Source organism: Vibrio makurazakiensis (assembly GCF_050337375.1).
Classification (GTDB): Bacteria; Pseudomonadota; Gammaproteobacteria; order Enterobacterales; family Vibrionaceae; genus Vibrio; species Vibrio makurazakiensis.
The window spans coordinates 26,113-38,066 of record NZ_JAKJSW010000002.1; the positions used below are offsets into that span (position 1 = coordinate 26,113).

The 11,954-nt window shown below is 43.1% G+C and carries 11 protein-coding genes and 2 pseudogenes; 12 read left to right on the top strand and 1 reads right to left on the bottom strand.

Annotation, left to right across the window (positions count from 1 at the left end):
• Positions 1-93: 93 nt before the first annotated feature.
• The 7 genes and pseudogenes from truA to purF all read left to right on the top strand — a co-directional run bounded on the left by truA (position 94) and on the right by purF (position 5,952).
• Complete coding sequence (gene truA / locus L4C33_RS00240; protein ID WP_428810487.1) at positions 94-888, top strand: tRNA pseudouridine(38-40) synthase TruA; 795 nt, start codon at positions 94-96, stop codon at positions 886-888.
• 173 nt (positions 889-1,061) lie between these two features.
• Positions 1,062-1,988, top strand: coding sequence for an acetyl-CoA carboxylase, carboxyltransferase subunit beta (accD, locus tag L4C33_RS00245; RefSeq protein ID WP_428810488.1), 927 nt, complete (start codon positions 1,062-1,064; stop codon positions 1,986-1,988).
• A 42-nt stretch (positions 1,989-2,030) separates the two neighbouring features.
• Positions 2,031-3,293 carry a bifunctional tetrahydrofolate synthase/dihydrofolate synthase gene (folC, locus tag L4C33_RS00250; RefSeq protein WP_428810489.1) on the top strand — a complete coding sequence of 421 codons (1,263 nt, stop codon included), beginning with the start codon at positions 2,031-2,033 and terminating at the stop codon, positions 3,291-3,293.
• Positions 3,294-3,516: pseudogene (locus L4C33_RS00255) on the top strand (cell division protein DedD); the annotation flags it as partial.
• Positions 3,517-3,563: 47 nt separating this feature from the next.
• Positions 3,564-3,851: pseudogene (locus L4C33_RS00260) on the top strand (SPOR domain-containing protein); the annotation flags it as partial.
• Between the two features lie 61 nt (positions 3,852-3,912).
• Positions 3,913-4,404: a CvpA family protein gene (locus L4C33_RS00265; RefSeq protein ID WP_428810490.1), complete on the top strand. Its 492-nt coding sequence runs from the start codon at positions 3,913-3,915 to the stop codon at positions 4,402-4,404.
• Positions 4,405-4,437: 33 nt separating this feature from the next.
• Complete coding sequence (purF, locus tag L4C33_RS00270; RefSeq protein WP_428810491.1) at positions 4,438-5,952, top strand: amidophosphoribosyltransferase; 1,515 nt, start codon at positions 4,438-4,440, stop codon at positions 5,950-5,952.
• 179 nt (positions 5,953-6,131) lie between these two features.
• Here purF and L4C33_RS00275 read toward each other — a convergent pair whose 3' ends face one another.
• Complete coding sequence (locus tag L4C33_RS00275) at positions 6,132-7,007, bottom strand: LysR family transcriptional regulator (RefSeq protein ID WP_428810492.1); 876 nt, start codon at positions 7,005-7,007, stop codon at positions 6,132-6,134.
• Between the two features lie 230 nt (positions 7,008-7,237).
• Between L4C33_RS00275 and L4C33_RS00280 the strand changes: the two genes are divergently transcribed.
• The 5 genes from L4C33_RS00280 to dnaX all read left to right on the top strand — a co-directional run bounded on the left by L4C33_RS00280 (position 7,238) and on the right by dnaX (position 11,932).
• On the top strand, positions 7,238-8,341 hold the full coding sequence (locus tag L4C33_RS00280) for a response regulator (RefSeq protein ID WP_428810493.1): 1,104 nt from the start codon (positions 7,238-7,240) through the stop codon (positions 8,339-8,341).
• Between the two features lie 140 nt (positions 8,342-8,481).
• Positions 8,482-8,619, top strand: a complete 138-nt coding sequence (locus L4C33_RS00285) for a hypothetical protein (RefSeq protein WP_167494673.1) — start codon at positions 8,482-8,484, stop codon at positions 8,617-8,619.
• Between the two features lie 6 nt (positions 8,620-8,625).
• Positions 8,626-9,030 carry a YbaN family protein gene (locus L4C33_RS00290; RefSeq protein ID WP_428810497.1) on the top strand — a complete coding sequence of 135 codons (405 nt, stop codon included), beginning with the start codon at positions 8,626-8,628 and terminating at the stop codon, positions 9,028-9,030.
• A gap of 149 nt (positions 9,031-9,179) precedes the next feature.
• Positions 9,180-9,725: an adenine phosphoribosyltransferase gene (apt, locus tag L4C33_RS00295; protein ID WP_428810494.1), complete on the top strand. Its 546-nt coding sequence runs from the start codon at positions 9,180-9,182 to the stop codon at positions 9,723-9,725.
• Between the two features lie 17 nt (positions 9,726-9,742).
• A complete protein-coding gene (dnaX, locus tag L4C33_RS00300; protein ID WP_428810495.1) occupies positions 9,743-11,932 on the top strand; it encodes a DNA polymerase III subunit gamma/tau in 2,190 nt (729 codons plus the stop codon).
• Positions 11,933-11,954 lie beyond the last annotated feature (22 nt).

The window sequence follows — 11,954 nt, forward strand, 5'->3', positions numbered from 1 at the left end:
TAGCGTGAGCTACCCTTTATTTTTACTGGCTGCTGGCTCAGTAAAGGCGTTTGAGTATATACTTCTTTCCCCATTTTCAAAGAGAACAGAAACATGAGAATTGCTTTAGGTATTGAATATAACGGTACCCACTATTATGGTTGGCAGCGCCAACGTGATGTAAAAAGTGTCCAAGAGGAATTGGAAAAGGCTCTTTCAGTTGTTGCTAATCACCCTGTAGAAGTTCAGTGTGCCGGTCGTACTGATTCTGGTGTTCATGGCACAGGTCAGGTCGTTCACTTTGAAACAAATGTTACTAGAAAGATGGTGGCATGGACGATGGGCGCAAACGCTAATATGCCCAAAGATATTGCGGTTAGATGGGCTAAAGAGGTGCCTGAAGAGTTTCATGCACGCTTTACTGCCACCGCACGCCGTTATCGCTATGTGATTTTTAATCATGCATTACGCCCAGGTATCTTAAATTCAGGCGTGAGCCATTATCATGGTGACCTAGATGAAAAGAAAATGCACGAAGCAGGGCAGTACCTTTTAGGTGAAAATGATTTTACTTCTTTTAGAGCTATGCACTGCCAGTCACGTAGCCCTTGGCGTAATATGATCCACCTAAATGTGACTCGTCATGGTCATTACATTGTAATTGATATTAAAGCGAATGCATTCGTTCACCATATGGTACGTAATATTACTGGCAGCTTGATAGCGGTTGGTAAGGGTGAGCAGGATCCTAGTTGGATAAAGTGGCTCCTAGAGGCTAAAGACCGAAAATTAGCAGGTGCAACGGCAAAAGCGGAAGGATTGTACCTAGTTGATGTCGATTATCCTGAAAGTTTTGAGCTACCACGCGAACCTATCGGCCCATTATTCCTGCCTGATAATTTGAGCTAAATGTGAGACTTAGGTTCAAAAAACTTGGCGATTAGCCAAGTAATATAGGGTCAGAAAATAGGTACAACCAGTTTTTTATCTACACTCGCTGTTTTATGTGGTTTAATCCTGACGCATAAATCCAAATTTTATCTTTCGCAATTTTGCGTAAGAGCTATAGAGAAAGGTCTTCCATGAGTTGGCTTGAAAAGATTTTAGAAAAAAGCAACATCGTAACATCACGCAAAGCATCTATCCCAGAAGGTGTTTGGACTAAATGTACTTCTTGTGAGCAGGTTCTTTACCATGCTGAACTAGAGCGTAACCTAGAAGTATGTCCAAAATGTGACCATCACATGCGTATGAAAGCTCGTCGTCGTCTAGAAACGTTCCTAGACAAAAGTGAGCGCGTTGAATTGGGTTCTGAATTTGAACCACAAGATAAACTGAAGTTTAAAGATTCTAAGCGTTACAAAGAGCGAATTTCTGTGGCGCAAAAAAACAGCGGCGAAACTGATGCGCTAGTCGCAATGAAAGGTGAACTACTAGGTTTACCTATCGTTGCGTGTGCTTTTGAGTTCTCTTTCATGGGCGGCTCAATGGGTTCTGTTGTTGGTGCTCGTTTTGTGAAAGCTGTTGATGCGGCAATCGAAAACAACTGCGGTTTAGTATGTTTCTCTGCAAGTGGTGGTGCTCGTATGCAAGAGGCTCTAATGTCTCTAATGCAAATGGCAAAAACCAGTGCAGCGCTAGAGCGTTTGTCTGCTAAAGGTNTACCGTTCATTTCTGTAATGACAGACCCAACAATGGGCGGCGTATCTGCAAGTTTAGCAATGCTAGGCGATGTAAATATCGGTGAGCCTAAAGCGCTAATCGGTTTTGCTGGTCGTCGTGTTATCGAGCAAACTGTACGTGAAGACTTGCCAGAAGGTTTCCAGCGTAGTGAGTTCCTGCTTGAGCATGGTGCGATTGATATGATCGTAGACCGTCGTGAAATGCGTCAACGTGTAGCAAGCCTAGTTGCAAAAATGACCAATCAGCCTTCCCCATTAGTAGTTTCTGTGAACGATTCACCGAATGAAGCTACTTATGAAGTACCAGAAGCGCCAGAAAAAGGGTAAAGTACCATCTAACAAACCTACTTAATTATGGTTATGAGTTAGATGAGTCAACAACCTATTCCTCAAGCCACATCCTCTTTGGAGATGTGGCTTGATTATTTATCAAACATCCATACAAGTGCTATTGACCTAGGCTTAGAACGAGTTCAAGCCGTTGCTTCAAAAGCAAATCTCACCAAGCCTGCTAAGCACGTTATTACTGTCGCTGGAACCAATGGCAAGGGTTCTACGTGTGCTTTGATGGAAGCTATTCTTTTAGATGCTGGCTATTCAGTTGGCGTATACAGTTCTCCCCACTTAATTCGTTATAACGAACGTGTCCGTATCAACGGCCAAGATCTGTCTGATGAAAAGCTGGTTCAGTCATTCGACTTTATAGAAAAAGAACGTGGTGATATTAGCCTGAGCTTTTTTGAGTACGGTACGCTAGCAGCACTTTGTGCTTTTAAAATTGAGCAAGTTGATGTGGTATTGCTTGAAGTTGGCCTAGGCGGTCGGTTAGACGCGACTAATATTGTCGATCATGATATTTCTGTAATCACGAGCCTTGCTGTCGACCATGTAGATTGGCTTGGTGATGACATCAATGTCATTGGTTTTGAAAAGGCAGGTATCTACCGTGCTGGCAAACCAGCTATTTGTGGACAGCCTAAGCCTCCTGCAACGGTTGCTGCGCACGCTGACGATATCAAGGCCGAGTTCTACCAGGTGGGTATTCAATATACATACAAATTGAATGAGGTTTCTTGGGAGTGGCACAGTGGTGCTTTCCAACTTCTTGAGCTTCCTATACCTAACTTACCGCTTCCTAATGCTGCTACGGCGTTAATGGCACTCGGTACGTCTGAATTATATATCAGTGATGTTAATATCGTTAATGGATTGAAGAGTGCTCAACTGCCGGGGCGTATGCAAAAAGTCAGTGATGAGCCGATTGTGATCCTCGATGTGGCACATAACCCACATTCTGCGGAATATTTGGTTAACCAAGTCAAAACTAAATTTGCAGATAAGACTATTCACATGGTTGTGGCTATGCTGCATGACAAAGATATACCAACAACACTAGATGTATTGGCACCTATCGCTTCTTTCTATTATCCAGCGTCATTACAAGGGCCACGAGCAGCGTCAGCTAGCGAGCTTGTGAAGTGTCTACCTAATGAACCACAAGCATATAATAGCCCTGTTGAAGCATTTGAAGCTGCAATTTCTAAAGCAAACTCTCAAGATGTCATCCTAGTCGTAGGTTCTTTCCATACAGTAGGGGAAGTGCTCAACTATTGGGAAGAAAAAGGAAAATAGATGGCAAGTAAATTTCAAAGCCGACTCGTCGGAACCATCATTTTAGTATCGGTAGGCGTTATTGTTCTCCCCGATGTGTTAGATGGCAAGAAGCTCCATTACAAGGAAGAGTTTGCCAGCATTCCAATCAAGCCTGAGTTGGAAAGTGAGGTTGAGGTCTTCGAGGTTTTAGAGCCGATAGAAGATGATATCGCTTTACCTGAATCACCAGTTGAACAGACGATCGATAATGATGCTATTGTCGTGAATGAAAGTAAGAAAAATGATAGTGACTCAGTAAAGGTTGTTATTAAGGAAGTAGAAGAAAAAAATCTGTATCAAGATAGCGCTTGGATCATTCAATTGATGGCTTTGAAAAATGCTGATAATGCTAAGAATGTAGTTAAGGATTTACAACAGCGTGGATTCCAAGCTCATACAAAGCAAGAAAAGTCTTTTACTAGAGTAATTATTGGGCCGGATATTTCTAAATCTAAACTCGAGCGACAAATTAAGGAATTAGAAAAAATTACCGGTTCAAAAGGTCAATTGCTCAAATTTAAACCACTAAACCCATAAGAAAACGTTTGCGTCAGCATTTTTTCTGTTAAAATGCGCGCCAACTAAAGATGAAGAATTCATGAATTGGTTAGATTTTGTAATTTTAGGCGTGATCGGCTTCTCTGCTGTGATCAGTCTAGTCCGCGGTTTTGCTAAAGAAGCATTGTCGTTAGTTATTTGGTTTGGGGCATTTTTTATTGCCAGTCAGTACTACGCTAAATTAGCGGTGTACTTTACCAATATCGAAGATGATATGTTTCGTAACGGCGCCGCAATTGCAGCCTTATTCGTTGCAACACTGGTTGTCGGTGCGTTAATTAATTACGTTATCGGTCAGCTTGTGCAAAAAACAGGGCTATCAGGTACAGATAGAATTTTAGGGGTCGTATTCGGCGGCTTACGTGGCGTTCTAATTGTCTCTGCAGTACTGTTTTTTATGGATGCATTTACTGCATTCCCAAGTTCAGAATGGTGGAAGAGCTCGCAGTTGGTTCCTGAATTCAGCCGAATCATTGCGCCGTTCTTCGAGCATTTACAAGCAACATCTAGTTTCTTATCTGGCGCAATATAGCGCCAGTTACTGTCGAAAATTGAGGGTTAGGACATGTGTGGTATTGTTGGAATCGTGGGTTCAACACCTGTAAACCAGTCTATTTATGACGCATTAACGGTATTACAGCATCGTGGCCAAGATGCCGCGGGTATTTGTACCATAGAAAGCAATCGTTTCCGTCTGCGTAAAGCAAACGGTTTAGTAAAAGACGTTTTTGAAGCAAAGCACATGCAACGCCTACAAGGCAACGTTGGTATCGGCCATGTTCGTTACCCAACAGCAGGCAGTTCAAGCGCTTCTGAAGCTCAACCATTTTACGTGAACTCTCCATTTGGTATCACACTAGCACATAACGGTAACTTGACTAACGCGAGCGAAGTTCGTGAAAAGTTGTTTGAAAAAGACCGCCGTCATGTCAACACAACTTCGGATTCTGAAGTTCTACTTAACGTACTAGCGCACGAAATCGATACTGTTAAAGGTAATGTAACGTCTGCAGATGTTTTCCGCGCTGTTGCAAATGTTCACCGTACCATCCGTGGTGCTTATGCAGTGACGGCAATGATCATCGGACACGGCATGATTGCATTTCGTGACCCACATGGTATTCGTCCACTGTGTCTTGGTAAACGTGAAGTTAACGGTCGTACTGAGTACATGGTTGCGTCTGAATCTGTAGCACTAGACGCTGTTGGTTTTGACTTTATGCGTGACGTTGCTCCTGGTGAAGCTATTTACGCTACATTCGATGGTGAGCTATTCACTAAACAATGTGCAGATAACCCACAGCTAAACCCATGTATTTTTGAATTTGTTTACTTTGCTCGTCCAGATTCATTCATCGATAAAATCTCAGTTTACAGCGCACGCGTTGAGATGGGTGAAATGCTAGGTAAGCGAATCAAAGAAGAGTACGCCGACTTAGACATTGATGTTGTTATCCCTATTCCAGAAACATCTAATGATATTGCATTGCGAATCGCTCAAGCGATCGACAAGCCATACCGTCAAGGCTTCGTGAAAAACCGTTATGTTGGTCGTACTTTTATTATGCCTGGTCAGCAACAGCGTAAGAAGTCGGTTCGCCGTAAGCTCAACGCTATTCGCTCTGAGTTTAAAGGTAAGAATGTACTACTCGTTGATGACTCTATTGTACGCGGTACTACATCAGAACAGATCATTGAAATGGCTCGTGACTCTGGTGCAAATAAAGTATTCATGGTTTCAGCAGCTCCAGAAGTTCGCTTCCCTAATGTTTACGGTATCGATATGCCAAGTGCGACGGAGCTGATTGCTCATGGCCGTGATAACGAAACAATTTGTAAGCAGATTGGCGCAGACGCTTTGATTTTCCAAACTCTGCCTGACTTAATCTCTGCTGTTGGTATGGGAAACCAAGACATCTCTCGTTTTGATACTTCGGTATTTAACGGTGAGTATGTGACTGGGGATATCGACCAAGCTTACTTAGACTTCCTTGACTCGTTACGTAATGACGATTCAAAAACGGAACGTGAAATTGCGCAAGACTTAGCGAACCTAGAACTTCATAACGAAGGTGCATAAGCACTTCGTCAATGAGTTACTTGCTACTTTTTGCTTGTAGATAAAATAAAACCAGAGCTTAGGCTCTGGTTTTTTGTTTCTACGTGGCTGAACTGTAGAAAAGGTTCTGCTTACTTAATTCATATGAGCGCGTTCAGTCTTTTTAACATTTTAAATTGTTATGACTTAGCATGTGTGAATCAATGGATATGACACGCGATAATGAAGTCGATAAATAGTCGGACTTTTTCTGGCAAGTGGTCCTTGTGGTTATAAAGCATATAAATATCGCGAGGGTTAGCACTCCAATCCTCTAGCACCTGAACGAGGCTGCCATTCTCAATGTATTCACGGATCATGACATCTGGCATAAGGGTAATTCCTAACCCTTCTGAACAGGCCTCTCTAACAACATTCAGAGCATTGGCATTTAGGCGTCCTTTCTCTGAATTGACGACAGACTCGTCGTTTGAATTCGTGAGTTGCCACTTTATTAAAGGCGCCCCTTTCAATAGATGATGGTTGGTTAGTTCCTCTGCATGACGAGGTGCTGGGTGCGCGGCTAAGTAATCAGGACTTGCCACTAAGATATCTTTAACTCCACTGATCTTTCTTGCGATCAAACTGGAGTCTCGTTGTGGGCCTACGCGGAAGATCACGTCCCACTCGGTTGGATCAAGTTGATCATCTTGGTTGTTCAGAGCTAGTTCGATATTAATATCGGGATATAGCTTCATGAACTCGCTAAACATCGGCATCATCATACGTTTTGTGAGATTGGAAGGTGCCGATATTTTTATCTTCCCTGAAGCTCCTTTACACTCATCTGTTAACTCTTCAGCTGTGCTAGCGAGACGCTGCAATAAAGGGGAACATTCATTAAAAAAACGTTCACCAGCTTCTGTAAGAGAAAGTTTACGAGCGTGACGATTCAACAACCTTAGGTTTAAAGATTCCTCTAAGGCTTGTATACGTCTGGTTATGGTTGCAACAGGGATCATAGTTTTTCGTGAAGTTGCAGTGTAGCTTCCATTTTCAACAACCAGTCGAAACAGGTTCAAATCATCTAATTTCATAGTTCTGGACACATTTGTTTACTAATTAAGTTAATTTAAACGTAACTCTGCGATCAAAGCTTGCGTCACATCAACATGTTGCATTATTTACACATATCCTACATCTAGTACGAAATGCTATTAACAACCGCATCATTTGTATAAATAGCATTTTATTACTAAGTTTTATATTAATGTCTTTAAATTGATAATAATAAAAATTTACTCAATGCTTTGTGAGGCGCTAGCTTATGTACAAAACTCACAGTCAGCCAGTAACAACCTCGGCTCAAGAGTTACTTAATCAGAAATTGATCATGCTGGTCGATGATGACCCTATTTTTCGTCGAATTACCGGAGCTTATTTAGATGCTCAAGGTTATGACGTCATTGAAGCTGAAGATGGTTTAGATGCTTTGCGGAAACTGCGTACAGCAGAGCCTGATTTAGTGCTTTGTGATTTATCTATGCCAGTTTTAGACGGAATCGAATTGGTGGAAGAAATTAGCTTAGAGTATCCCTCTTTACCTTTGATTGTCGTGTCGGCGACTGACGAAATGTCTGATGTCGCAAAAGCGCTACGGTTTGGTATTAAGGATTTTCTGCCAAAACCGATAGAAAACCATGCTCATTTGGGCAGTGCTATCGAAAATACCCTTAAAGACTCTTTCGACCATTTGTCGGATCAGCGTGACTTTGCTAGCCAATGGTTCTGCGTTGATGGAGGAGGAGATATAGAAGAAGATCAGGAGCTACATTGGCACCTTAGTTATCTTCAAGAAAATCCAAGCGCAGCCCGAGACTTACTCCACGCACTTCTGCCAGACAAAGATACGTCGCAGGGAAGTTGGCGCTGTTCTTATCGTCTATTGCAATCTATCGAAGTAATGCCGCTAGTTTTTGACTACGCATGGCTAATGAACGGGCAGTTTGCTTTTTATCTTGTTGATTCGTCGTCAACAGATGGTGGAGGCGTTGCGACAACTCTGCTAGTGCGCGCTTTATTCCACGATTATTTACGGAACTTGAAAAGCTACAGCGCAGACTTGAAAGATATGGCTGAAATTCTAGAGAAAGGAATCAATTGCTCCAAGTGCGCGGCACCGGTGAATGCGCTCTTTGGGGTGGCAGACCTATCTGAGGGAACACTATCTATTTTGCCTGCAGGATTAGACGGGCAGTGGTCTAACGGTTACATCAATAAGCATATCGCAGCGGGTGAGCAATTGGGGAACAATTGTATAAAGAACTTTATCACTCAAAATTTGGATGTTCGTTCTGGCTGTCAGATGACACTAAGCTGTCTAGGTGCATCAAGTTTTAGCCTTGATATACATCAAGGCTCAACCAATTAACCTTATTTTTCATCGGTTTTTGTTAATCGTTCGGTAGGGTATAGTTGCCAGTATTGGTTGCTATACCACTATTTTTACGTTTTTGTAACGAACTGTAGTAGGTAGCCACAAATCAAACTACCTATAATGAGAACGAGCAAATGTCTGATAGCAAAGATTTCAAAGACCCATTCAATATCTTTTACCTACTTGGTTTTATTGGCGTATTATTAGCTGTACCGCTGCTACCCGCAACATTGACAGTGATTCGTGTGCTTAATGGGTATGCAACCTTTTAAAAACAGCTGGAGGCTACTATCAGTATTCGTCAACTTAGTCTGAATTTTGTTGGTGGCCTTAGTTTAGTTCTCGCTTTTCTAGGCATTATCTTACCTCTCCTCCCAACAACTCCTTTTTTACTTCTTGCCAGTGCCTGCTTTATGCRCAGCAGCCCAAGGTTTTATCGCTGGATGCATGAGCATCCTAGATTAGGTCCGTTGCTTACCAATTGGTATGAAAACGGTGCGGTCACAAAACAAGTAAAAAATCGAGGTCTGTTTTTTATCCTGCTCAGTTTTTCATTTTCAATTTATTTTGCGCCAGTCCCTTGGGTTAAAGGGTTCTTAATCTTAGTTTTAGTTATTTTATTATCTTGGTTTCTTCGTTTACCAACGCATGAGTTAGTTGCTGACGGCGAAGAAAATCACTAACATTGGTAGAAGTGTGCCTGCTTTTGAAGTGGGCGTTTAATTTTTCAGCAGCATTGGCCTTTATACCTATGCAACTGACGTTCATTAGCTATTTCCCCTACGAATAATCATAACTAATCAGGGTAAGCTACCAATTAAGTAACGGTATTATGACTACAGCAACTATTTCCCAGATCAAAGCAAGCATCAAAAGTATTCCTGATTACCCAAAAGCAGGTATTTTATTCCGTGATGTGACTAGCCTTATGGAAGACGCTGCCGCGTACAAAGCGACTATCCAAGTATTAGTAGAACAATACAAAGATATGGGTTTCACCAAAATTGTTGGTACTGAAGCTCGCGGGTTTTTATTCGGAGCTCCTTTAGCTCTTGAGCTTGGTGTTGGCTTTATTCCAGTGCGCAAGCCAGGCAAGTTACCACGTAAAACAATCGCTCAAACGTATGACTTAGAATACGGCACTGATACGTTGGAAATTCATACCGACGCAATTGTTGAAGGCGATAAAGTACTTATGGTCGATGATCTGCTAGCAACTGGCGGTACGATTGAAGCGACAACCAAACTAATTCGTCAATTAGGCGGTAATGTTGATCATGCTGCATTCGTCATCAACCTACCAGAAATCGGTGGTGATAAGCGTTTAGAAGGTCTTGGCCTTGAAGTGTTCAGCATCTGCGAATTTGACGGTCATTAATCCTTTCGGAAATATTCATGAGTTATCTTGCGTTAGCGCGAAAATGGCGACCAACTAAATTTAATGAAGTAGTTGGTCAAGCCCATGTATTAACCGCACTAGAAAATGCGTTAAGCCAGAACCGTTTGCATCATGCTTACTTGTTCAGCGGGACGCGTGGTGTGGGCAAAACAACGATAGGTCGTTTGTTTGCAAAAGGTTTGAACTGCGAAACGGGGATCACCTCTACACCTTGTGGTGAATGTTCAACTTGTAAAGAAATTGATGAGGGACGTTTTGTCGATCTTTTAGAGATCGATGCAGCGTCACGCACAAAAGTCGAAGACACACGTGAGCTCCTAGATAACGTTCAATACAAACCTGCACGTGGCCGCTTTAAGGTTTACCTTATTGATGAAGTCCACATGCTGTCTAGACACAGTTTCAATGCATTGCTTAAAACGCTTGAAGAGCCGCCTGAATATGTGAAGTTTTTGCTTGCGACTACCGATCCTCAAAAGCTCCCTGTTACCATCCTGTCGCGTTGCTTACAGTTCCATCTTAAGCCAATTAGCGTAGATAACATTCATGAGCAGTTGGATACGATTCTAGAGCAGGAACAGGTTAAGTCAGAGCCAAGAGCTTTAGGCATGATCTCTCACGCCGCTGATGGCAGTATGCGTGATGCGCTGAGTCTGACGGATCAAGCGATTGCATTAGGTAATGGTACTATAGCCACTGAGCTTGTTGCCCATATGCTGGGTACGCTAGATACAGACCAAGCTATTCACTTGCTTGAAGCGATTAGCCAGAAGCAACCACAAGTTGCGATGGATGCGATTCAAAAGCTTGCAGAAAACGGCATTGAATGGGATGGCTTACTAAGCCAGCTTGCTACTCAGTTACATCGTCTTGCGATGTATCAAGCCTTGCCTGCTAGTTTAGATAAAGCACAGCCGGATGCTGAGAAAATAGAGTTACTCAGTCAGGCACTATCACCGCAAGATATTCAGCTTTACTACCAAATTGTATTGAAAGGTCGTCAAGACTTACCGTTATCACCCGCTGCTAAAGTGGGTGTTGAAATGGTCGTGCTGCGTATGTTGGCTTTCCGCCCTGCAACGCAAGTTCAGCCGAGTGCTATTAGCACTGATGCTGCAGCGCCAATAAGTACGCCAGAAGTGAGTGCACCCGTTCAAAGGCCTGCACAGGCGCAATCCACGGCTCAGCCATCGACTGCACCAGTACAGAATCAGCGTCCTCAGCAACCTGTTCAGCAAGCGCAATACCAGCAGGTACCACAACCTCAGCATCAACAACCGACAATGGCTCCACCGTCGTACAATGAACCGGAATATGTTCCTGAACAGTACGATTCCGCGCCAATGTACGATGAACGCCCAAGTTATGCGCTTAATAACCCACAAGAGAGTTATCAGGCACAAGGTCAGCAGCCTGAGTCACCTAGCAATCCGCCTAGCGCTCCACCAGCGGCTCCTGCAGTTGCGTCTAACCCTGTAAGTGGGTTGCGTCACCAGTTGCGTTCTCAGCGTCGTGGGGGGCAGTCTAATGCCGATAAAGGCTCAACGGGTTCTGCGCCAAAAAAGGCTAAAGCGGCACCGACTAAATCATCAGTTCTAGAGCGTGTTGCCCAGCAACATGGTAGTTCTGAGTGGGTGTCGCCGACTTCTCAAGCTCCGAAGGAAGAAGCGCCAGAAAACGAATCTTATCGTTGGAAGCCTTCTAAGCCAGAGGTGAAAGAGAAAACGACCAAATTAAGCCCAACTCAGATCAAGAAAGCGCTTGAGCATATTAAAACGCCGGAAATGGTAGAGAAGCTATTACAAGAGTCGATTGCACAAGATCAGTGGACATCAACGATTCACAAGCTAGAAACGGCAAAGCTAGTGGAACAATTAGCGTTAAACTCTGTCTTTAAAAAGGACGGAGCTTCAATATCCCTAACTTTACGTGCTAGCCAGGCGCATCTGAATACTGACCGCGCTCAAAGTGAACTGTTACAAGCCTTAAATATAGTGCTTGGTGAGGAGTGTCACTTAAGTGTTGATATCGGTGAAGGTGGGGAAACCCCACTGGAGTTAAGAGATAAGCTCTACCAAGAAAAGTTGACGCACGCATTTTCAAGCTTAGAAAATGATACGAATGTTCAATTTATTGAGCGACGATTTGCAGCTGAGCTCGATCGTGATAGCGTTCGCCCAATTTAAGAAGATTAATCCAATATACGAT

Coding starts and splice junctions, on each gene's coding strand:
- truA (WP_428810487.1), top strand. CDS start 94: ATGAGAATTGCTTTAGGTATTGAATATAACGGTACCCACTATTATGGT.
- folC (WP_428810489.1), top strand. CDS start 2,031: ATGAGTCAACAACCTATTCCTCAAGCCACATCCTCTTTGGAGATGTGG.
- L4C33_RS00265 (WP_428810490.1), top strand. CDS start 3,913: ATGAATTGGTTAGATTTTGTAATTTTAGGCGTGATCGGCTTCTCTGCT.
- purF (WP_428810491.1), top strand. CDS start 4,438: ATGTGTGGTATTGTTGGAATCGTGGGTTCAACACCTGTAAACCAGTCT.
- L4C33_RS00275 (WP_428810492.1), bottom strand. CDS start 7,007: ATGAAATTAGATGATTTGAACCTGTTTCGACTGGTTGTTGAAAATGGA.
- L4C33_RS00280 (WP_428810493.1), top strand. CDS start 7,238: ATGTACAAAACTCACAGTCAGCCAGTAACAACCTCGGCTCAAGAGTTA.
- L4C33_RS00285 (WP_167494673.1), top strand. CDS start 8,482: ATGTCTGATAGCAAAGATTTCAAAGACCCATTCAATATCTTTTACCTA.
- apt (WP_428810494.1), top strand. CDS start 9,180: ATGACTACAGCAACTATTTCCCAGATCAAAGCAAGCATCAAAAGTATT.
- dnaX (WP_428810495.1), top strand. CDS start 9,743: ATGAGTTATCTTGCGTTAGCGCGAAAATGGCGACCAACTAAATTTAAT.